Source organism: Edaphobacter flagellatus, assembly GCF_025264665.1.
Classification (GTDB): Bacteria; Acidobacteriota; Terriglobia; order Terriglobales; family Acidobacteriaceae; genus Edaphobacter; species Edaphobacter flagellatus.
The window spans coordinates 1963965-1984955 of the sequence record NZ_CP073697.1 but is presented as its reverse complement, the minus strand read 5'-3'; the positions used below and the strand labels follow the sequence as shown (position 1 = coordinate 1984955).

General features: G+C 58.5%; 16 protein-coding genes. 10 read left to right on the top strand and 6 right to left on the bottom strand.

Going from position 1 to position 20991, the window contains the following annotated elements; all coding sequences use genetic code 11:
* The first annotated feature begins 103 nt into the window (after positions 1 to 103).
* Positions 104 to 1444, top strand: coding sequence for a Gfo/Idh/MocA family protein (locus KFE13_RS08340; RefSeq protein WP_260706705.1), 1341 nt, complete (start codon positions 104 to 106; stop codon positions 1442 to 1444).
* Between the two features lies 1 nt (position 1445).
* A complete protein-coding gene (locus KFE13_RS08335; protein ID WP_260706704.1) occupies positions 1446 to 2735 on the top strand; it encodes an FG-GAP repeat domain-containing protein in 1290 nt (429 codons plus the stop codon).
* A 75-nt stretch (positions 2736 to 2810) separates the two neighbouring features.
* On the opposite strand, the gene KFE13_RS08330 is transcribed toward KFE13_RS08335, so the two are convergent.
* Entirely contained in the window at positions 2811 to 3692 is an 882-nt protein-coding gene (locus tag KFE13_RS08330) for a sugar phosphate isomerase/epimerase family protein (protein ID WP_260706703.1), read from the bottom strand.
* Between the two features lie 412 nt (positions 3693 to 4104).
* Complete coding sequence (locus tag KFE13_RS08325) at positions 4105 to 6435, bottom strand: GH92 family glycosyl hydrolase (RefSeq protein ID WP_260706702.1); 2331 nt, start codon at positions 6433 to 6435, stop codon at positions 4105 to 4107.
* Between the two features lie 346 nt (positions 6436 to 6781).
* Here KFE13_RS08325 and KFE13_RS08320 point away from each other — a divergent pair, with 346 nt between their 5' ends.
* The 5 genes from KFE13_RS08320 (at position 6782) to KFE13_RS08300 (ending at position 12698) form a co-directional block, all read left to right on the top strand.
* Complete coding sequence (locus tag KFE13_RS08320) at positions 6782 to 8614, top strand: ABC transporter ATP-binding protein (RefSeq protein WP_260706701.1); 1833 nt, start codon at positions 6782 to 6784, stop codon at positions 8612 to 8614.
* A gap of 85 nt (positions 8615 to 8699) precedes the next feature.
* Positions 8700 to 10142, top strand: a complete 1443-nt coding sequence (locus tag KFE13_RS08315; RefSeq protein WP_260706700.1) for a sodium:solute symporter family protein — start codon at positions 8700 to 8702, stop codon at positions 10140 to 10142.
* A gap of 24 nt (positions 10143 to 10166) precedes the next feature.
* On the top strand, positions 10167 to 11252 hold the full coding sequence (locus KFE13_RS08310) for a P1 family peptidase (protein WP_260706699.1): 1086 nt from the start codon (positions 10167 to 10169) through the stop codon (positions 11250 to 11252).
* 1 nt (position 11253) lies between these two features.
* A complete protein-coding gene (locus tag KFE13_RS08305; RefSeq protein ID WP_260706698.1) occupies positions 11254 to 12399 on the top strand; it encodes a hypothetical protein in 1146 nt (381 codons plus the stop codon).
* A 35-nt stretch (positions 12400 to 12434) separates the two neighbouring features.
* Positions 12435 to 12698, top strand: coding sequence for a hypothetical protein (locus KFE13_RS08300; protein ID WP_260706697.1), 264 nt, complete (start codon positions 12435 to 12437; stop codon positions 12696 to 12698).
* Between the two features lie 11 nt (positions 12699 to 12709).
* Here KFE13_RS08300 and KFE13_RS08295 read toward each other — a convergent pair whose 3' ends face one another.
* On the bottom strand, positions 12710 to 13603 hold the full coding sequence (locus KFE13_RS08295; protein ID WP_260706696.1) for an outer membrane lipoprotein-sorting protein: 894 nt from the start codon (positions 13601 to 13603) through the stop codon (positions 12710 to 12712).
* 252 nt (positions 13604 to 13855) lie between these two features.
* Between KFE13_RS08295 and KFE13_RS08290 the strand changes: the two genes are divergently transcribed.
* Both KFE13_RS08290 and KFE13_RS08285 read left to right on the top strand, forming a co-directional pair.
* The gene (locus KFE13_RS08290; RefSeq protein ID WP_260706695.1) at positions 13856 to 16084 is read left to right on the top strand and encodes a dipeptidyl-peptidase 5; all 2229 of its coding nucleotides are present in this window, start codon (positions 13856 to 13858) and stop codon (positions 16082 to 16084) included.
* Positions 16039 to 16644, top strand: a complete 606-nt coding sequence (locus KFE13_RS08285) for a regulatory protein RecX (RefSeq protein WP_313900692.1) — start codon at positions 16039 to 16041, stop codon at positions 16642 to 16644. The genes KFE13_RS08290 and KFE13_RS08285 overlap by 46 nt, the downstream gene beginning before the upstream one ends.
* Here KFE13_RS08285 and KFE13_RS08280 read toward each other — a convergent pair whose 3' ends face one another.
* The gene (locus KFE13_RS08280) at positions 16645 to 16836 is read right to left on the bottom strand and encodes a hypothetical protein (protein WP_260706694.1); all 192 of its coding nucleotides are present in this window, start codon (positions 16834 to 16836) and stop codon (positions 16645 to 16647) included. It abuts the gene before it with no gap.
* 84 nt (positions 16837 to 16920) lie between these two features.
* On the bottom strand, positions 16921 to 18249 hold the full coding sequence (locus tag KFE13_RS08275; RefSeq protein ID WP_260706693.1) for a porin: 1329 nt from the start codon (positions 18247 to 18249) through the stop codon (positions 16921 to 16923).
* Positions 18250 to 18505: 256 nt separating this feature from the next.
* Between KFE13_RS08275 and KFE13_RS08270 the strand changes: the two genes are divergently transcribed.
* A complete protein-coding gene (locus KFE13_RS08270) occupies positions 18506 to 19441 on the top strand; it encodes a hypothetical protein (protein WP_260706692.1) in 936 nt (311 codons plus the stop codon).
* On the opposite strand, the gene KFE13_RS08265 is transcribed toward KFE13_RS08270, so the two are convergent.
* The gene (locus KFE13_RS08265) at positions 19416 to 20975 is read right to left on the bottom strand and encodes a hypothetical protein (protein WP_260706691.1); all 1560 of its coding nucleotides are present in this window, start codon (positions 20973 to 20975) and stop codon (positions 19416 to 19418) included. The two genes, KFE13_RS08270 and KFE13_RS08265, sit on opposite strands and share 26 nt — an antisense overlap.
* Positions 20976 to 20991 lie beyond the last annotated feature (16 nt).

The window sequence follows — 20991 nt, the reverse complement described above, 5'->3', positions numbered from 1 at the left end:
TAAGCCGGATGTAAGATGGCTCGGAGCATTGGTTCTCTTCGGCGGTTGTTGCGAAATCAGGATTGCCGGAAGTGATCTTCCCAAACAAAGGAGATGAAATCTCATGAGTAATTTGAGCAGGCGTCGCTTCATTCAGGCGTCATCGGCTGCTGCTGCTTTTTCAGGAACGTTGCGTGTACTGGCAGCTCCGCAAAATGAGGCGCGGATTCTGGGCCCGAACGACCAGATTAATGTAGCGTTGATCGGCGCAGGCATTCGCGGGCAGAGCGATATGTCGACCGCGCTGCAGGTGCCGAACACGAAGCTCGTTGCCGTTGCAGATTGCTACGATGGTCGCCTTACGCATTCGAAGGAGCTTTGGGGTTCGGATGTTTTCACTACGCGCGACTATCGTGAGGTTCTCGCGCGTAAGGATATCGACGCTGTTGTGATTGCGACTCCCGATCACTGGCACAAGCAGGCTGCGGTCGATGCGATGAACGCAGGTAAGGATGTGTATCTCGAAAAGCCGATGATCCACGTCTATCCGGATGGTCCGGTCATTATCGATGCGGCGAAGAAGACGAATCGTATCCTGCAGGTCGGCAGCCAGCGCGTCAGCTCTATTCTGTATGCGAAGACGAAAGAGTTACTTGCTTCGGGTGCGATTGGCCAGTTGAACATGGTTTCAGCGCGTTGGGATCGCAGCAGCGCGCAGGGCGCATGGAATTACACGGTTCCTCCTGATGCGAGCACGGAGACCTGCGATTGGCCGCGGTTCCTTGGGAGCGCGCCAAAGGTTGCGTGGAACGGGGAGCGTTTCTTCCAGTGGCGGAAGTGGTCCGATTACGGCTCTGGTGTTGCGGGTGATTTGTTTGTTCATCTCTTCAGCGGGACGCATTTCATTACGGGAGCGACAGGCCCGACACGCGCGATGGCGACGGGCGGCCTGCGTTACTGGAAGGATGGACGTAATGTTCCCGATGTGTTGTTGGCGCTGTTCGATTATCCGCAGGGTTTCAACCTCAGCCTGCGCGTGAATTTTGTTTCGGGAGGGGATGATTCCGAAGGCTTCCTGTTTACGGGGTCGGACGGATCGATTGAGATATCGAGCGCAGGCGTTACGCTTACGCGTTCTCCGATGTCGAAGGCTCCAGGTTATACGGTCAATACGTTCTCGAATGCGATGCAGAAGGAAGCGTTAGCCGATTATCACAGGAAGTATCCGGAGAACCGGGAAGATGCGACGACCACAGCAGGAGTAGAACGGTTTGTTGCGCCGAAGGGATACAACGATACGTACTCTCACTTCGAGAACTTCTTCCATTCAGTTCGTACGCGTCAGCAGCCGGTTGAGGATGCGACGTTTGGTTTCCGTGCTGCCGGTGCTGCATTGCTTGCCAATCAAAGCATGGAGCGCGGCAAGATCGTCGAGTGGAATCCTGACACGATGAGGCTTGGCTAATATGCGGCCATGTTTTTCCGCTGTATTCCTGCTTGCTGCCACGACGCTTTACGCCCAGCACGAGGCGCGCCTCAATCGTCCGGGCAACGATCCAAGCGGCAAGCAGGAGGCGGTTTTTCTTACGCACCGGCTGGGCAATGACCATGCTGAAGGCGTCACCATGCTCGACATGAATGGTGATGGATTTCTCGATCTGGTGAGCGGAGCTTACTGGTACGAGAATCCCGGCGCGAACGGCGGCGACTGGCGGCGACATCCGTGGCGTACGGTCGGATATCACGACGAGTTTGTCTCCGACTGTGGAGAGTGGACGATCGATGTGAACCATGACGGCGCTCCAGATGTTGTAACAACTGGTTGGATCACGAACGGTGTCTGGTGGTACGAGAATCCGCGCAAGCCTGGCGTGATGTGGCAGAAGCATCTAATTGCCGACAGCTACGACTCGGAAGGCGGTGCGTTTGCCGATATCAACGGTGACGGAAAACCTGATCTTGCTATCGCGCATTACAACCATTCCGGTGCGCTGTGGATCGATTTTGCCGGAGCGAAGCCGCGTGTTCATCACCTGCTTCCGAAAGAGGCGGACGGACACGGGATCGGCATCGTGGATATTGATGGCGATGGGAAGGCGGACATCGTGACGCCGACAGGATGGTTCCGCAATATGGATGCCGATAATGACAAGTGGGAATGGCATCACGATTGGGAGCTGGGCGAAACTGGCTTTCCGATTATTGGTTACGACGTCAACGGCGATGGACGCATGGACCTGATCTTCGGTCAGGGGCATAGTTACGGGCTCTACTGGTTGGAACAGACGGGCGATCGTGCGCATCCGAAGTTCGTGCGTCATGTGATCGACGAGTCATTCTCGCAGTCGCACGCGCTGTTGCTGGCAGATATCGACGGCGATGGACAGCCGGAGCTGATTACGGGCAAACGGTATCGTGCTCATTCGGGTGGCGATCCGGGAGCTTACGATCCGATCGTTCTTTACTACTACAAGATCGACAGAACGAACGGCACCTTCACGCGTTCGACGATCTCCATGAACGGGACGGCAGGTGGAGGCGTGCAGATTCTGGCTGCAGATCTGGATCATGACGGCGATATCGATCTTGTGACTTCGGGGAAGTCGGGCGTTCACTTTATGGAGAACCTGAAGGTCTCGCATGTGGCGAAGAGCACACGCGAGGAGCAGCAGGTTGTTGAACGCAAGTGGCCTTTTGAGGGCGAAGGCGAATATGTCGAGCAGGAGAATGGGCCTGCGGCGACGTCGAAGAAATAAAGAACGAGCGCTGAAGCCAATCGGCCATCCGCTGCTTGCGGATGGCCGATTGTTTCGCGGCTTGATTGTGTGCGCTTAGAGCGATTTGAGATAGTCGGCGTCGACCTTGAGCGAGTCCTTCCAGGGAATATCGAAGGCCTCCTGTTCGACGAAGGCGTGCTTGATCTGCTGCGTCTTCGGGGCGGCGGCGAAGATGGGGCGGTAGTCGATGGAACCACGGCCGAGCTCGGTGACCTTGGACTCCTCGCGGTTTTCGTGCGAGGGGTTGGCGGCGAGCTTGAAGTCTTTGACGTGCACCATCGAGATGCGGTGCGGATACTTTTTGAAGATCGCGACGGGGTCCTGTCCGGCAACCTTGGCCCATCCGCAATCGAGCTCGAAGGAGACTTTGTCGGGTTCGCAGAGGCGCATGAGCTCGTCGTAGGGAACCTTGCCTTCGACGGGGGCGAACTCGAGAGTGTGGTTGTGATAGCCGAAGGTGAGGCCAGCAGATTTCATTTTGGCGCCGACGATGTTGAACTGCTCGGCGTTGTAGTGCCAGTCGTCGAGGGTGATGGGGCCGGGTTTGGTTCCGGCGGCAGGAGGGTTTCTGCGGCCGGGGCCGGGGCAGATGATGTAGCTGACGCCGAGGGTCTTGTTGAACTCGACGGTCTGATCGTAGCGTGTGGTTACGTCGGCAAAGGAGTGATGGGCGCTGACGCAGCGGAGTCCGGCCTTGTCGAGCGCGGCGCGAATCTCGGCGGCACTCTTCTTGGGCAGAGCAGCGGCTTCGACCTCAACGTAGCCAGCTTCGCGGACAGCGGCGAGGGCGCCTTCGAAGTCTTCGGCCATCTGGGCACGCACACTGTAGAGCTGGATTCCGATGGGAAGACCGAGAGGCGACCCGAACGAAAACCGTGTTGAGAACGAGGCCGCTACCGCGGCGGCGCCACCGAGAAATCTTCTGCGAGAGACCATCTTTACCGTTCCTCCTTTTGGGCCCCCTCCCCCCTGGGGGTGGTGGCGTAAGTTGTTTTGTTGCTGCGACTTGTGCGATTTGCACAAGCTAAAATATTGGAAACACGGAAGTTAAGCCTAAAAATATTGATTCTAAAGGAGAAAGCCCCAGCCTTCGAGGCGGGGCTTGAGTGCCTTGAATCGATCCATATCCAGAATAGCAAACGGAGTGAAACTAATCGGCACTCTGTAGTTCCTTTGAATTGTTGGAGTTAGGTGGTTCTGGGGCTTGACAGCGTTTTTCGTGCCGGTTTCGTGCCGGGAGAAGTCTATCGCATGTGCTGGTCTTTGTTTGCGAGTTTCTTTGGATTGGCGATGTGTCCGGCTTGGAATGACCTCTTTGATGCTGTCCAGATGGGCAGTGGAGAGGTTGTTATGGTTTGTCGGACATGGAGGGTGGAGGGGCTCCGGTGTCCCAGTGAGTGGGCTTGTCGGTCATGGTGAGGTGTAGCTCGCCGCCTGCCATGAGCTCGTCGTGGGTGAACCAGGAGCGGAGGTAGGGTTTGCCGTTCCAGGTGGTTTTGGCGATGTAGATGTTGGTGGGGGAGGTGTTTTCGGCGACGACGGAGAAGGTTCGGCCGTTGGCTAGGATGAGGGTGGATTTGGGGAACGTAGGTGAGCCGATGAGGTAGACGTTTTGCGCGGCGACGGGGAAGAAGCCGAGCTGGTTGAAGACGAGGAAGGAGCCCATGGCGCCGGAGTCGTCGTTGCCGGGGAGGCCGCCGGTGCCGGTGTGATAGCTGGCGGGAAGGATGGCGCGGATGGTTTTGGCGGAGCTCGATTGTTCGCCGATCCAGTTATAGAGGTAGGGAGAGAGGAAGCCGGGCTCGTTGCCGACGTCGTAGCGGTAGCGTGCGTGGGGGCTATCGGGGTTGAAGACAGGCGCGAAGAAGAGATCGAGGCGTTTTTTGAAGAGGTCCTTGCCGCCGATCTGTGCGATGAGGCTACGCGTGTCCTGCGGGACGTAGAGGGAGTAGGTCCAGGTGCCGGCTTCGTAGAAGTTGTCCTGATACCAGGTGCCGACGAGGTGCGGGTTGAAGGGCTCCTTCCAGGAGCCGTCGGCGTGACGCATCCAGATGAAGCCGGTGATGTCGCCGTCTTCGGTATGGTCGACGGCGTCGGTGCGCCAGAGCTTCTTCCAGTTGGAGGAGCGGTCGAGGAAGAGCTTTTCATCGGCGGTGTGGCCGAGGCCGCGCGCCATGAGGGCGACGGCGTAGTCGTTGGCGTAGTACTCCATGGAGCGCGAGCCGGGGCGGTCGGGGCCGCCGGCCTGATCGCTGTTTTCGATGGAGAGGTAGCCGAGGGAGGTGTAGTCGGCCATGTCGCCGCGGCCGAAGCGCATGGGCTCGGGAGAGTCGGCGGTGGCGTCGTGGCGGAGGGCTTTGTAGACGCGCTCCCAGTCGAGGCCGGGGAGATGTTTGACGTAGGCGTCGGTGAACATCATCTCGGCGTTGGAGCCGCCTTGCGTGCGTCCGGCGTAGTTGCCGGCGCGGCCGTCGAGGAAGAAGCCGTCGTGGTCCTGGATGTCGAGGAGGGATTGCAGGATGGCGGTCTGTCGGCGAGGTGCGATGAGGGTGAGCAGCGGCGAGGAGGAGCGGAAGGTGTCCCAGATGCAGTAGAAGTCGTCGTAGGTGGGCGCGGCGCTTTGCCAGAGCGGGTTTTCGCCGGTGCGATCGACGGGCATCAGCATGGAGTGATAGAGGCCGGTGGCGAATTGCTGGCGCTCGTCGGCGGTGCCGCCTTTAATCTGGATGGTTTTGAGGGCATCGTTCCATGTGGTGACGACGGCCTTGCGCGTGGTGTCGAAGTCGAAGCCTGCGATTTCGCTGAGGGCGTTTTGTTTTGCCTGCTCGATGGAGATGAAGGAGAGGCCGATTTTGACGGTGACGGGTTTTGTGTCGGGGGCGAAGGTGAGATAGGCACCCGTCGAGACAAAGGGAGCGGGGTGCGGCATGGTGACGAGCGTGTAGGGCATGCTGTAGCGCGCCTGCTTTGCTCCGGCGACGGGAGCTTTGCCGTCTTGCCATGTGCCGCTGGTGATGGAGGGTGTGTCGGCGATGAGGTAGAAGAAGACGCGCATGGGGACGGTCTGGATGTTCCAGCCCATGACGGACTGTTGCACGCCTGCAATTTCGGTGGGGGAGACGACGCGGATGTCGGTGGCGTAGAGGACCTGTCCCTCGTTGTAGCGGTGGGGCGAGTCGTGAATCTTCATGAGCATGTGGCCGACATCGAGGAGGACGGTGCGGTCTTTGTCTGCGGGGAAGGTGAAGCGATAGATGGGCGTGCGGCGCGCGGTGGTGATTTCGGCGCGGATGCCGGAGTTGGCGAGCGTGACGGAGTAGTAGCCGACTTCGGCGTGCTCGGCTGCGCGTGGAGAGGATGCGTGTGTGGGGTCGGCGGGGCCTGATTGCGGCTGTATGAGGATGTTGCCGTACTTGGGGCCGCCGCCGGTTCCGGAGACGTGGAGCTGGGAGAAGCCGTGGAGGTCGCCGGTGGGCTCCCAGCCAGCGTTGCTCTCGTTGGTGCCGTAGTCGGGGCCAGGCTTGGCCATGCCGAAGGGAAGCGTGGGGCCGACGAAGACGTTGCCTCCTTTATCGGCGCCGAGCATGGGGTCGATCTCGGAGGACGACTGTGCGTGGAGGAATGCACAAGCTGAAGCGAGGGCGAGAGATGCAACGCAGCGAATCAATGTGGTTTGCATGGCAATGCAAATGGTATTACGTTGCCGTGGCCGCGCGATGATGAAGCTTGTACGGGGGTTTCCGTGCTAGACTAGATGAACCTTTAGAAAGGAAGGACACCTTCGATATGTCAATTTTGCGCTTTGTGCCTCGTTTCCTGGCAGATTACGCACGTGTCGTCCTTCCTGGCGCAGCGAACGCGTAACTCGCTTCCCTAAAACATTCTGAGCTGTTCGATCGACCTCCGCCATAGCGGGGAGATTCTGTGCTTCATCGCTCGGGTGTTCCGCCTTTCCTGTTAATCGAGCCGACTGAGAACGTACAGTGGCGTGTCCGCGGACTGATCGCGTCCGCATGAGAGATGAGATGACTGCCTCGGGTAATTCTGCAATGCGTAATGTGCTTGGCTTTCTGTTTCGCCACTGGCGTCGCGAGAAGATGCTGGTGGTGAGTATCGGCGCGTGGATGGCGCTGGCGACGGCTGCGGATCTTCTGATGCCGGTGTACTCGGGCCGGCTGATCGATGCGATTTCGGCTGCGGTGTTGGCACACTCGGCGAGTCTTCATGCTGCGCTGCATGCGGTGGCGTTGATGGCGGTGTTGGGTGTTGTGCTGGTGATGGGACGCCACCTGAGCATCATTGGCATCGTGCGGCTGACGCTGCGGCTGATGTCGAAGTTTGCGAGCGATGCGTTCTGGAGAGTGCAGCGGTTTTCGACGGATTGGCATGCGAATAACTTTTCGGGCTCGATTGTTCGGCGGGTTACGCGCGGCATGTGGGCGACGGACCTGATGAACGACACGCTACTGCTGGCGCTGTGGCCGGCGATGCTGGTGCTGGCTGGTTCGTCGCTGCTGTTGGGATGGCGCTGGCCGATGATGGGAGCGATTGTGTTGTTGGGCGCAGTGCTGTATATCGCGCTGTCGATTGCGCTTTCGCTGAACTATGTGGCTCCGGCGGCGCGGCTGTCGAATGCGCAGGACACGAAGATCGGCGGAGCGATGGCCGATGCGGTGACGTGTAATCCGGTGGTGAAGGCCTTCGGCGCTGAGGAGCGTGAGGATCGCAGGCTGGGCCGCGTGATCGATAAGTGGCGTCTGCGTACAGCAAGAACATGGACGCGAGGCACGCTGAGCGGCACGGTGCAGTTGCTGGTACTGCTGGCGCTGCGCATTGTGGTGATTCTGTATGCGCTGCTGCTGTGGTGGCAGAGGCGGGCTTCGGCGGGCGATATTGCGTTTGTGCTGACGAGCTATTTCATCATTCACGGCTATCTGCGCGATATCGGCCAGCATGTGGCGAATTTGCAGCGCAGCGTTAACGACATGGAGGAGATGGTTGCGATTGAATCGCTTCCGATGGGCGTGATGGACCGCAGGGATGCGCGGCCGATCCGTGTGACGCAGGGCGATATCCGCTTCGACCGGGTGACGTTCCAGTATGGAGCGCATGCGACGCCGTTGTTCGAGAACTTCTCACTGCACATTCCGGGTGGGCAGCGTGTTGGCCTTGTTGGCCATTCGGGGTCGGGCAAGACGACGTTTGTGAAGCTGCTGCATCGTCTGTACGACATCCATGGCGGACAGATTCTCGTTGACGGACAGAATATTGCCGAGGTGACGCAGGATTCGCTGCGCTCGCAGATGGCGCTGGTGCCGCAGGAGCCGATCCTGTTTCACCGCTCGCTGGCGGAGAACATTGCGTATGGCAGACCGTCAGCGACGCGAGAGCAGATTGAGGAAGCGGCGCGTCTGGCGCATGCGGAGGAGTTCATTCTGCGTCAGCCGAAGGGATATGCCACGCTGGTTGGTGAGCGGGGCGTGAAGCTTTCGGGTGGCGAGCGCCAGAGAATTGCGCTGGCGCGGGCGTTTCTTGCGGACACGCCGGTGCTGATTCTGGATGAGGCGACGTCGAGTCTGGACTCGGAGTCGGAGGCGTTGATTCAGGAGGCGACGGAGCGGCTGATGGTAGGCCGCACGGCGATCGTGATTGCGCATCGGCTGTCGACGGTGCGGATGCTCGACCGCATTCTGGTGTTCGATCACGGCCAGGTGGTGGAAGAGGGGACGCATGAGTCGCTGGTAACGCAACAGGACGGAACATACAAACGTCTGTTCGACCGACAGGCTCTGGGTCTGCTGGTGGGAACGGAGGCGCAGGATACTCCGGAACTGGAGGATGAGGCGCTTTTTGGATAAGCGAATGTCTGAGGCGCGGGATGTATTCCCGTGTCTCAGGCAACGCAGCGATGCAGCTATTTGAAATTGAATAGATACTAGAGGCATGAACGTATACCTCATCGCGCTGCTGGTGTACTCCATCTTTCTGATGGGGCTCGGCATTGCGATGAGCAGGCGCGTGAAGAACTCGGCTGACTTTTTAGTCGCTGGGCGCAGCCTCGGTCCCGGGCGATTATTTGCAACGTTTCTGGCCGCCAATATTGGTGCGGGTTCTACCGTGGGTGCGACGGGATTGGGTTACAGGCTGGGCATGTCGGCGTGGTGGTGGGTTGGCTCGGCATGCATCGGCACGTTTCTGTTGTCGCAGTTTTTAGGGCCGAAGCTGTGGACGATTGCGAAGGCCAATCATCTTGCGACATTGCAGGACTTTCTCGAGCTTCGTTATGGCAAACCGGTCAAGGCCGTGATCTCGGTACTGTTCTGGTTTGGCTCGCTGGCGATACTGGCGGGGCAGCTGATTGCAATTGCATGGATACTGAACACGATTGCAGGCATTCCGAAGTGGGAAGGTTGCGTGATTGGCGGTGCGGTGGCCATTGTTTACTGCACGGCCGGCGGATTGATGTCGTCGTCGTTCGTCAATATGTTTGAGCTTGCGGTGACGATGTCTGGCCTGTTACTGGCTGTGCCGTTTGCGCTGCGGGCGGTGGGCGGCTGGCAGCACATGCACGAACTTGTGTTGACGCATACAGGAAGCGCGGCGAAGACGGCGGCCTTGTTCAGCATGACAGGCGCTGGCGCAAAGCAGATTCTGGCATGGGTTGCGATTCTGGTGCCGTCGTTCATGGTTTCTCCGGGGCTGGTGCAGAAGGTTTACGGGGCGCGCGATCGCGCGGCGGTACGTCGCGGCGTCAGCCTGAATTCGCTGGGGCAGGCGATCTTTGCGTTTGTGCCCGCGGTACTGGGGCTGTGTGCCTTTGCGGCGATGCCGCATCTTGCCAATGCGGAGCTTGCGCTGCCAACGGTGATGAAGACGCTGCTGCCGAAGTGGTTGGGGGTGTGGACACTGGCGTCGATCTTTTCGGCGGAGCTGAGTGCGACGGATGCCATTCTGTTTATGTTGTCGACTTCGCTGGCCGTTGATCTGTATAAGACGTTTCTGAATCCTGAGGTCTCGCAGCAGAAGCTTTTGTCGGTGAGTCGTTTTGCTTCGGTCGGAGCGGGGATTGCAGGAATCTTCTTTGCGGCGGTTCTGCCTTCGATTATCTCGGCTGTATCAATCTTTTACGGGCTGATCGCGGTGGCTTTATTTGTGCCGGTGATTGCGGGGCTTTATTCGAGGAGAGTTCTTTCGGTCGCTGCATTGAGCAGCATCTTTGCCGCGCTTGCAGTTACTTTGGTTGCGATGCGGTTTACCGACGGCAAGGGGCTGGGCCTGTTTTCTCCGCAGGCGATTGGGATTGCGACGGCTGCGTTCGTGATGATTGGGTTTCGTATTCTTGCTCCTGCGAGGATTGTCACATCGATTGAAAAAACGGTTTTATAGTATGCATTGCTTTGAGGTCTTTGGATGAAGCGTCGTGAGTTTGCCCGCAAACTGCTTGGTGTTCCTCTTGCCGCTGCTCTTCCGATAGAGACGGCTTTCGCTGCTGCGAATGAGCCGCTGCAGCTTCCGCCGGGAGGCTCGATCACGGATGTGCCGGGCTTGAAGGTCGGGCATCATACGTTGACGGAACGTCCGACGGGTTGCACGGTGGTGATCTGCGAGAGTGGAGCGACGGCGGGGGTGGATGTTCGCGGCTCTGCTCCAGGCACGCGCGAGACGGATCTGCTTTCGCCGACGAATCTGGTGGAGCAGGTGCAGGCGATTCTGCTTTCGGGCGGAAGCGCGTATGGTCTTGCCGCGGCAACCGGCGTTGTGAAGTGGCTGGAGGAGCATCACCTCGGTTACAAGATTGGCCAGGGTGTTGTGCCGATCGTTCCTGCCGCAATTCTGATGGATCTGGGTGTCGGCAACTTTAAGATTCGCCCGGGCGAAGAGGATGGGTATAAGGCATGTGTCGCCGCGACGCCGGGGCCGGTTGCTGAGGGGAACGTTGGCGCGGGCGCGGGGGCAACGATCGGGAAGATGTTTGGTCCGAAATTTTCGATGAAGTCGGGACTGGGCACGGCGAGCGCGAAGATAGGCGACACGGGCATTGTTGTGGGTGCGCTGGTGGCGGTGAATGCCGTGGGCGATGTGGTGAATCCGCAGACGGGCAGGATTGTTGCCGGCGCAAGAAGCGAGGACGGCAAAGGGTATCGCGATTCGATGCAGGCGATGATGCATGGTTATCGTGTCGCGATTCCTGCCGCTGCGAATACGACGATTGGCGTGGTGGCGACGAATGCTCCGTTCACGAAGACGCAGATGACGAAGATTGCGCAGATGTCGCATGACGGGTATGCGCGCGCGATCAATCCTGTGCATACGATGGGCGATGGCGACACGATCTTTGCATTGTCTACAGGGACGACGCAGGTGAAGGCCGATGTGTCGGCGATAGGCGCGATTGCGGCAGTTGTGATGTCGCGCGCGATCGTTCGTGCGGCGATGATGGCGACGAGTCTTCCGGAGTTTGGATTGCCTGCGTGCCGCGATTATGTGAATTCCTGATATGTGCTCTAAACGCACTGAGGCGCGTGCGAGCTATGATGGTGCCATCGGCGGCGGAACGTTTTTCAGCCGCGGCGGAGGGTCCATGCAGGCTGGGAAGAAAAAACTGGCGGGTGCGGTTCTGTTCGCGATAGCCGTTTCGGTGATGGTCTGGCATCCGAAGGAATCGACCGAGTCAGATGCGGTGATGGCGGCATCGAAGGCCGCCGCTCTCGGCCCAGGCATGCAAAACGCCGCAGGGGCTGCCGATTCCAGCGCAGGCCCGCATATCGCCGGATGCCCGGTGTTTCCTGCCGATAATGTCTGGAACACGCCGATCGATACGCTGAAGAAGGATAAGCGTTCGGACGACTACATCCAGCGGATGGGGCCTGCTCTTTCGCTGCATCCGAACTTTGGATCGGAACCGGAGAACGGCATTCCGATTACGATCATCAAGCCGAATCGTCCGCGGATTCCGATCACGTTTATGTATGGCGACGAGAGCGATCCGGGACACTATCCGACTCCGGAGGGCGCACTTGTCGAGGGCGGGTGGAATTCGCCTGCGGATTCGGACCGGCACGTGATTATGGTGGATGAAGGCCGCTGCATGCTGACGGAGATTGGCAACGTGGTCAAGCAGAAGGATGGAAGCTGGGCCGGAGGCGCAGGTATCAAGGTGGACCTGACCTCGAATGCGTTGCGGCCAGAAGGCAAGACGTCGACCGATGCCGCAGGGATGGCCATACTGCCCGGCCTGTTGCGGTATGACGAAGTTGCAGCGGGCGAGGTAAAGCACGCAATCCGGTTTACGACACCGAAGACGCAGCGGGCCTTTATATGGCCGGCGCGTCATTTCGCCTCACGCATTACCGACCCAAGCTATCCGCCGATGGGGCAGAGGTTCCGGTTGCGGGCGGATTATGACATCTCGAAATTTTCGAAGGAAAATCAGGTGATCCTGAAGGGGCTGAAAAAGTACGGGATGTTTCTGGCAGATAACGGTGGGCCGTGGTTCATTATCGGCGAGCCGGACAAGCGCTGGAGCGATGGCGACCTGAACAAGCTGAAGACGGTGAAGGGTGAGGACTTCGAGGCGGTGGATGAGTCGGACTGGCAGATGCATGCCGATTCGGGGCGCGTCGATCCGGTGTCGTTGCACTAAGCATAGTGTGATATTTTTGGCGGCAGGAGAAGTGAATGGCTTACAGCGAAAGCTATACGTGTGACGTGTGCGGCACCAAGAAAGAGACGGAGGGGTGGTGGCTGGCCTGGGTGGACTGCTTTCCGGGGCGGAGTCCGGAGGAGGACCAGCCTCTGATCAAGCTGACACGGTGGCAGGCACATCATGCGCACTCCGACGGCGTAAAGCATCTGTGCGGCGCGCGCTGCGCGGGAACACTGATGGACCGCTGGATGATGGACCAGCACGCCGATCCTGACGCGCACTGCGAGACGCGGTAGCCTGAAGCGGATTACTTGGGCCTGGCAGGCGGTGGCTGCTGGGTTTTGTTCTTGTCGTCCTCGGGTGCGGTGTTGTTGGTGATGTCTTCGCCGTTGTAGATGATGCGGCTGGTAGCGCGGAACCGCTTGTAGTCGGTGTAGCGAACGACGTTCCGCATGTGGACGTCCTGAGTCAGGGAGCCGTTGGCTGCGGGGAAGTGCAGAATGCCCTCGGCCTTGGTGTAGGTGGGGAACCAGTACTTGCCGTCCACCTGCTCATAGTATGTGGTGAAGGGCGGCTGCAGGTCTTCGTGGCCGCGGCGCATGTCCTGCGGGACAGTTTTGCCGTTCACGAGGACGATCTGGAAGTCCTGCTGATCGACCCAGACCTTGCCTTCGAAGTAGTGCTTGCCCTTTTCGAGAGTCTTTGGCCCGGCCGAGAAGACATACGTGTCGAGGTCATCGACTTTTTGGCGGCCGAGGTAGGTGATGTCGTACTGCGGCATGTCTTCGGTGGTGAGGATGAAAGGGAGACGGTGCTCGATCTCCTCGAAGTCAGCGGGCGTCATGATGACGCGTTCGAGGGTGTTTTGTGGAGCAAAGACGACGTGCTCTTCGCGCTTGCCGCTCTTGTCGAAGACGATGTCGGTAACCTGCAGATATTCGCCGTCAGGCTTGCCGGTTTCTTCAGAGATGGTGTTGACCTTCACGGTCTGACGGAAGATGTAGTTATCGCGTGCGCGGCTGAATTCGCTCTCGCGCTCGCCGATCTTTTTGATGATGTCGGGTATGGAGACGCCGGCTGGAGGCGTGGGATCGAGACGGCCGAAGCCTGCGGGGTCGTCGTTAGCCAGGGCGGGCGAGACAGATAAAACTGCAAAAATGGCAGCGGAAAGACCGCCCAAGAGCTTAGGGGAGAGTTTCATGGGATCTATGCTCCATCCTCTTCTGGGAAAGGCAGACTTCACGCAGACAGCTCGTTGAGGCCTATTCCTCTATCAGAATAGACGCCGTCCGGGGAGGTTTGGTTGACGGTTTCTTGCTTGGATGACATCGCGACGGATCGGGCGGGGTAGCTTCCTCGATGCCGATGGAAGTCAAGATGGTTCGGCAGAAGGACTTGGGTGCAACATTGGTCAGTCGAGGGGTTAAACTGGCCCGGGAGATTTATGGTGTCCATGAAAATCGGGACTGGGAGAATCGGGACTGGCGCGATAGCCATAGCACTTCTGCTTGGAGTTGGTCTGCAATGTGGCCACGCCTCTGCCGTGACCGACCAGGATGAGAGCGGCAGCGCTGCCGGACGCAGGCCGATGACCTTCGCCGATCTGCAGAAGATCAAGCGGCTGGGAGATCCACATATCTCCCCGGGCGGTAAATGGGTGATGTTCTCGGCGGTGGATGTCGACCTGAAGGCGAACACGAAGACATCGCATCTTTGGGTGGTGTCGATTGGCGGCGGCGGGGAGCGGCAGATCACCTCGACGCAGGACGGCGAGACGAATGGAAGATTTTCGCCGGACGGCAGGCACGTGCTGTTTATTGCAAATGACGGCGGCGCATCGCAGATTTTTCTCGCAGATTGGAACGAGACGGATGGAGCGATCGGTGCATCGCATCCGTTGACACATGTGAGTACGGAGGCGGATGGAGCAGTATGGTCGCCGGATTCGCAGCGTATTCTGTTTGTCTCACGTGTCTACCCCGAGTGCAGCGATGAGACTTCGTGGGCCGATGAAGATGCCTGCAACAAACGGAGAGACGATGCTGCGGCGAAGAGCCAGGTGAAGGCGATGGTCTTCGACCATCTGCTCTACAGGCATTGGAACAATTATGTGGGGCCGAAGCGGAGTCATGTGCTGGTGGTGAGTGCTGCCGATGGCAGCGCGGTGCGTGACCTGACTCCGCGGAGAGATATCGGCGATGCGGAGGCTCCGGTATTTTCGTTAGGCGGCCCGCTGGGTTATGCGTGGGCTCCTGATTCGCATGAGATTGCGTATGTGACGAATCTCGATCCAACGCCGGCGGCGAGCACGAACAACGATGTTTTTACGCTGAAGCTGGACGATGCCAGCGCCAAGCCGGTGCGTGTTTCGACGAGCCCTGGCGGCGATGATGCCCCGGCGTATTCGCCGGATGGGAGATGGCTGGCGTTTCGTTCGCAGGCACGTGCGGGGTACGAGAGCGACCGCTTCAGGCTGATGGTGATTGACCGCACTGCAAGCACGGCGGAGCCGAGGGAGTTGCTGCCGAAGTTCGATCGCTGGGTGGACGAGTTTACGTGGGCGCCGAATTCGAAGACGATTTATTTCGCCAGTGGAGAGATGGGAGACGAGAACATTCTCTCGGTTGGCGTCGATCTGCCAGAGGCAACGGCGATTGCCAGCAAGGCGGAGTATGGTGAGTTGGAAGTGTCGCGTGATGGAAGAACGATCGTCAGCTCGATGATGACGGTTCGGAGCCCGTCAGCGATCTCGATCATTCCACTGAATGGAGAGGGGCGCGGTGGCGCTCCGGTGGTCCGCCTGACGCACATGAATGATGCTGTGCTGCGCCAGCTGGAGCTGCCGAAGATGGAGAGCTTCATGTTTCCGGGCGCCGAGAATACGACGGTGCAGGGATTTCTGATTCGCCCGCCGGGGTTCGACGCGAAGAAAAAGTATCCGGTGAAGTTTTTGATCCACGGAGGCCCGCAGGGAGCGTGGGGTAATATGTGGAGCTATCGCTGGAACCCGGAGCTGATGGCGGCTTCAGGGTATGTGGTGGTGATGGTGAATCCGCGTGGGTCGACGGGGTATGGTCAGTCCTTCATTGATGGAGTGAATGGCGATTGGGGAGGCAAGCCCTATATTGACCTGATGAAGGGAATGGACTATGTCGAGAAGAATTACAGCTTCGTCGACAAGACACGCGAGTGCGCGTTGGGCGCGAGCTACGGCGGCTATATGGCGAACTGGATCCTGACGCACACGATTCGATTTGCCTGCATCGTGACACACGATGGAATGTTCAATCCGCAGTCGGCCTATGGAACGACGGAAGAGCTCTGGTTCAACGAATGGGAGTTCCGCGCTCCGGGAGATAAGGAACCGGGACAGCCGTGGAGATACTCTGAACGGCCAGTTGCGAACGATCCCTTCCGCAAATGGTCGCCGATGCTTTCGATTACGAACGCGCGGACGCCGACGCTGGTGATTCATGGACAGCGCGATTACAGGCTGGATGTCAGCGAAGGGTTCCAGCTGTTTACGGCGCTGCAGCGCTTCGGCGTGCCGTCGCGGATGCTCTATTTTCCGGATGAAGGTCACTGGGTGTTGAAGCCTCAGAATTCTGAGCGCTGGTATGAGGAGGTCGGCGACTGGTGCGACCGGTGGACGCGGTCGAATACCTACTCGGCGGCGCAGTGATGGCGTTTTCTCGGGCAAAGAAAAAGAAGGAGCCATTGGGTGAAGCGGCGTTGCTGGACTATGCCGTTGCTGCCCTGGCTCGCAAGATGCGCACCGTGCGCGATCTGAAGCGCTTGATGCGGACGCGCGTCGAGGAGGGCGATGCAGGTGAGCGCGCGATGGATCGCGTCGTCGCGCGACTGAAAGATCTGAACTACCTGAGCGATACACGCTTTGCGGCAGATTACACGCGGCTACGCAAGGAGAACGAAAAGTTTGGCCGCAGGCGCGTGCAGCAGGGTCTTATCCAAAAGGGAGTTCATAAGGAGCTGATTGCAACGACGCTGGCCAAGGCTTACGACGATGTGGATGAAGTTGCGCTGGCGCGGGAGTATGTCGCACGCAAGCGAATGAAGCGTCCTGAAGGTGACGATGCGAAGAAGCAGGCGACACGTGTGATGGGCAGGCTGATGCGCGCCGGTTTTTCAGCGGGGACGATCTACAAGGTTTTGCGTGAATGGCACGTCGAGGTAGACGAAGAGGCGCTGGATGCCGACCACGGCGATGTTGCCGAAGAATAACTAAATAGCGCGCAACACGCGTCCCGGCAGCATGAAGAGCGCGGCAATCAAGTCGAAGGCTCCGCCTACAACGATGCCGACCAGTCGGAAGGGCAGCAGGATGAGCCAGATGAGCGGGTAGAGCAGCAGGGCTACGAGGGCCAGCGGCCAGCAGGTGACGAGCAAAAGGCAGAAGAGGATGAGTTTGAGCATAGAAGACTTCTCTCCGTATGAGCGAATACGCCTGGCGGGGGAGAAAAGTTCCTGCGCGCTCTCATCCTCTTCTGCTGCAGATTGTTAGAAGTGATAGGTGACGTCACCGGCAACGATAAACTGCGTGGTCTTGGTGCCGTTGTCGTAAGCCTTGGCGTTATACGAGTGCTCCAGTCGCAGCTCTGGCCGGAAGAGGACCGTTGAGCCGATCCAGTGACCGTAGCTGACGAGATGCTCGGTGTACTTGGTTGCGAAGCCTGTACGCTGGCCGCGTATGTCGTTGACGAACTCGTTGCGGATGGAGAGGTACTTCGTCTTACTGAACTGTTTCTCAAGATAGTTGACGACTGCGAATTCAGGCGCGTAGCAACGCAACTGGCCGGGTTTGCAGAAGGCTCCGTTGGCCCCGATCTCTGGCGTGATGGGGTTGTCTACATTGCCCGCGATGTTTGGGACATCGCGCTCGTACATGTACCAAGTTTCGGTGTCGGTGTGCCAGGTGGCGTTGATCTTGTGATACCAGGTCTCGAAGAAGCTCTGGATATTGTTGTAGGCATATTTGCCGTTGTTGAAGGAGTTGGCGCAGGTGTAGAGAGCATCGCCTCCTTTGCGCCAGGTGAAGTCGACGCAGGCCGTACCGGTGGGTTGAGCATCGGAGGTCCAGGGTGCGACATCGTTGCCGTCGGAGAATCCGAGTTGGACAAGCCAATGATTGGAAAACTTGATGGAGGCGACGATGCCGGTCTGCGTGTAGGGGTCGACGGTATAGAGCAGAGAATGCGAGTAGGTGTAATTGTTGGGCGCAAGCTGTGCTTCGATGTCGGGCAGCGAAATGTAGCGGCCCATACGGATGTTCATCCCCTTGGCCACATGCGGGAAGTAGAGATCGATGTAATACATCACGGGATCGTAGCCGCGCGGATTGTTCTTCTGGAGAAGCTGCTGCGAAAGGACGCCCTTGGATGTGGTGTAGCGATAATCCTGTCCATAGAGCTGCGCGATGCGGAAGCCCCAGTCGAAGTGTTCCGTCTGGACGGTGTTGGGGAGGCGCTCGATGTAGAGTACCTGCTGATCTGCCGTGATGGTGTTGGGCGTGTAGTAGTAGGCTGCGGGTGAGTTCGCTCCAACGCCGCGATTCGATGTGCTGACGTTGAAGCCGACGTTGAACCAGCCATAGATCTTGGTGCGGCTGCGATTGTGATTGATGGCTTCCATCAGAGGATAGGTCTGCGTGTCGGGTGCGCCTATGATGGGTGTTCCGCCGATGCTGTAGTCGCTCGAAGGAAATGGGGGTGAATCGAGCGGGCCAGGATAGCCACGGCGTTCCGGCGTTGGTCCGCTTGGCGTATTGGGGTTCCAGTCGTCGCGGTAAGCCTGAGCGAGGCGGGCAAAGAAGCTTTTCTCCTGCTTCACGGAAGTGGGTAGTACATCATCGCTGAGTGGGGGGATGGAGATAGAAACCGGCGCGTCGGGGGTGGACGAGGCCGATGCCGCGACGAGCGGCGCGGCACAGAGAGGTGCGCATAGAAAACTGGCCAGAAGAGTACAGAGTAAAGGTTTATTCATGTTTTGGAGTGAGGTGATGAAGGTGTCCCTGTCTGCAGAGACTATGGATGGGGAGATAAGGATTCCATAAAGAACGCGATAAAAAGTCATAATGTAAGGGCAGATGGCACAAATTCAACGCATTGTGGGTGTCGATTGGTCGGGAGATAAAGGACCAGGCCAGCGAAAAAAGATATGGGCGGGCGTGTGGACGGCTCCGCAGAGAGGCGCTTCACGTGCCGAAGTACGTCTGGAGGGCGGACGTACGCGAGGGGAACTAATCGAGTGGCTGATCGCTCTGTCGCATGAGACGCCACGGATGGTAGTTGGCTTCGATTTCTCCTTCAGTTTTCCGGCATGGTTTCTCGCGGAGCATGGAGTTACGTCGGCTCCGGAGTTCTGGCAGCGCGTTGCCGATGGCGATGGGGAACGCTGGCTGCATGAGGAGTGCGCGGACGCACGTTTCTGGGGGAAGATCGGGGTAAACCGAGATGGCAAGAAGCCAGCAGAATTCTGCGGCGAGCATGCGCATCGCATGTTGCGCAAGGCAGAGTCGCTTCTAAAGGTGCGAGCGTTGATCGCCAACCCTGAGCAGGCGGCGAAGGTCGCCGGTATTGCGCCGAAGTCTGTCTTTCAGATTGGCGGAGCCGGCGCGGTCGGTACGGCTTCGTTACGTGGAATGCCCTGCCTGCTTCGCCTCCGAGAAGCTGGATTTCGCGTGTGGCCGTTCGATCGGCCGGAGATCACGCATGGACCGCTCGTCGTTGAGATTTACACGCGGTTGATGACCGGCGCGGTGATCAAAAGTTCGGAACCAGCGCGTCGAGCCTATCTGGCAAAGAAGGGAAGAGAGCACGTTATCTTCGCAGGGCTCCCGCGTAGTGTGCTTGCGAAGGCCCGCAGTTCAGAGGACAGCTTCGATGCGCTGGTGACCACGCTGATGATGGCGGAGCATCGTGCAGAATTTACGAACCTGAGGCAGACGAAGGACCCGATCTTTCGGATGGAAGGGCAGACCTGGGCGCCCGGACTGTTTAGCGCGGAGCGACCACGAGTTTGAGCTGCTTCATGTCTGTATATGTAATCTCGAATGAGTCGCCCGGTTTGTAGTATGTAGCTTCTTTGACGGAGAAGGATCGCTGATCGCCTGCGATTGTTACTGTCAGACCAGGAAGAGTCCACTTACCTGCGGTAATATCTTCGCGCTTTGCTCCTGCGGCCTTCAGCCGGAAGACGACTGTACCGTTTGCAGTGATATGCATTGTAGTTTTGTCGATATCGGCGTTAATCTCGGGAGCTTGTGAAACGAAGAACCAGCCGATGCTTCCTGAAGGCGTGCGCCACTGAGCGGTAGCTGCATGAAACTGCGTGCCTTCGGGAGCGGCCTTGGTCAGCTTTGTGTTCTCGCCTCCCAGAATGATTTTATTGCCGATCCAGGCTGTAGCGCTTCGCTCATCGGTGATCTGACGCGAGACCGCATGCTCGCCGGAGAAGGAACGCATTTTGGTCAAAGCTTCGGCTGGCGGATTTGCTCCCAGAATGACGACCTGTGGCGCGAACCAGAGATCGGGCAGGTGGTCGGTATGTGCATCCGGAATGGGAAGAGGGGCCTTGTTCGCGGGTAGCAGTGTGCGCATCCAGACGCCGGTATAGGCGACATAGGTTTCCATGTCCATACCGTAGGAGCGGTCGTAAGGCCCGGCAATGTTGCGCAGTCCAGGATGATAGAAGTCGCCAATATCGTTCCAGAGCGTAGCTTCCATCTGCGATCCCAGTGAACGAATAGCAGGGGTTGAGCCGTAGGAGCGCCACATCGCAAGCCCGAAGAGATCTGTACCGTAATACGTTGGCGAGTTGTACTCGTTGAAGGAGTTGTATTGATGGAAGAGACGTCCTACTTCACTCATCCACGCTGAAGATTTTTGCTTCCACGCAGCATTGTTGTCATGTGTGGCAGCAAAGTCCCAGAGCGCGCCATACATCAGGGCGATATTGGAGTAAGAGGGTACAAGGCGGCCATGCTTCATCTCGCCGACGATGGCGCGGTCGATCGCAGCATACATGCGTGCGGTCAGCTCGCCAGGAAGGCGATCGTGATACTCGATGAGGAGCATCTCGAAGTTTGTACCGATAAACTCGCGCCAGTTGGGATCGTAGTTCTGCCACATCACCGTATTTGCGCCAGAGGGATCAGGCTCTTCGGGAGTGCGGCGGAAGGTGCCGTACCAGGGCTTGCTCTCATCAGTGAATTGCTCTTTGAGGACGGCTTCAAGAGCTTCAGCAGCGCGCTGGCGATCACCCTTGCCGTCGCGCAACAACAGGCCAAGCGCATAGCAGCTGGACTCGCGAACCATATATTGCGCGCGACGTCCTGTATTAGGGTGCCCACTAAAGGCGTCAGGGGTACGCACGAGATGGGCCTGCGGGGCCCAGGCATCGTCCATCAGCTTCATGGAGATATTGAAGATCTCACGCGCATTGCCATCGAGCTTGCCAAGGTTTACCTTGCGTTGAGCGATCACGTGCAGCGGCAAAACCAAAAACATGGCAAGCGCCACTACCTTCGTGATGGCCCGAGGATTCAGAGAAGACATGTTGCAGGTCCTTGTC

What these genes read in the sequence shown, in the direction of transcription:
- KFE13_RS08340 (WP_260706705.1), top strand. Translation starts at nt 104, where the DNA reads ATGAGTAATTTGAGCAGGCGTCGCTTCATTCAGGCGTCATCGGCTGCT.
- KFE13_RS08335 (WP_260706704.1), top strand. Translation starts at nt 1,446, where the DNA reads ATGCGGCCATGTTTTTCCGCTGTATTCCTGCTTGCTGCCACGACGCTT.
- KFE13_RS08330 (WP_260706703.1), bottom strand. Translation starts at nt 3,692, where the DNA reads ATGGTCTCTCGCAGAAGATTTCTCGGTGGCGCCGCCGCGGTAGCGGCC.
- KFE13_RS08325 (WP_260706702.1), bottom strand. Translation starts at nt 6,435, where the DNA reads ATGCAAACCACATTGATTCGCTGCGTTGCATCTCTCGCCCTCGCTTCA.
- KFE13_RS08320 (WP_260706701.1), top strand. Translation starts at nt 6,782, where the DNA reads ATGACTGCCTCGGGTAATTCTGCAATGCGTAATGTGCTTGGCTTTCTG.
- KFE13_RS08315 (WP_260706700.1), top strand. Translation starts at nt 8,700, where the DNA reads ATGAACGTATACCTCATCGCGCTGCTGGTGTACTCCATCTTTCTGATG.
- KFE13_RS08310 (WP_260706699.1), top strand. Translation starts at nt 10,167, where the DNA reads ATGAAGCGTCGTGAGTTTGCCCGCAAACTGCTTGGTGTTCCTCTTGCC.
- KFE13_RS08305 (WP_260706698.1), top strand. Translation starts at nt 11,254, where the DNA reads ATGTGCTCTAAACGCACTGAGGCGCGTGCGAGCTATGATGGTGCCATC.
- KFE13_RS08300 (WP_260706697.1), top strand. Translation starts at nt 12,435, where the DNA reads ATGGCTTACAGCGAAAGCTATACGTGTGACGTGTGCGGCACCAAGAAA.
- KFE13_RS08295 (WP_260706696.1), bottom strand. Translation starts at nt 13,603, where the DNA reads ATGAAACTCTCCCCTAAGCTCTTGGGCGGTCTTTCCGCTGCCATTTTT.
- KFE13_RS08290 (WP_260706695.1), top strand. Translation starts at nt 13,856, where the DNA reads ATGAAAATCGGGACTGGGAGAATCGGGACTGGCGCGATAGCCATAGCA.
- KFE13_RS08280 (WP_260706694.1), bottom strand. Translation starts at nt 16,836, where the DNA reads ATGCTCAAACTCATCCTCTTCTGCCTTTTGCTCGTCACCTGCTGGCCG.
- KFE13_RS08270 (WP_260706692.1), top strand. Translation starts at nt 18,506, where the DNA reads ATGGCACAAATTCAACGCATTGTGGGTGTCGATTGGTCGGGAGATAAA.
- KFE13_RS08265 (WP_260706691.1), bottom strand. Translation starts at nt 20,975, where the DNA reads ATGTCTTCTCTGAATCCTCGGGCCATCACGAAGGTAGTGGCGCTTGCC.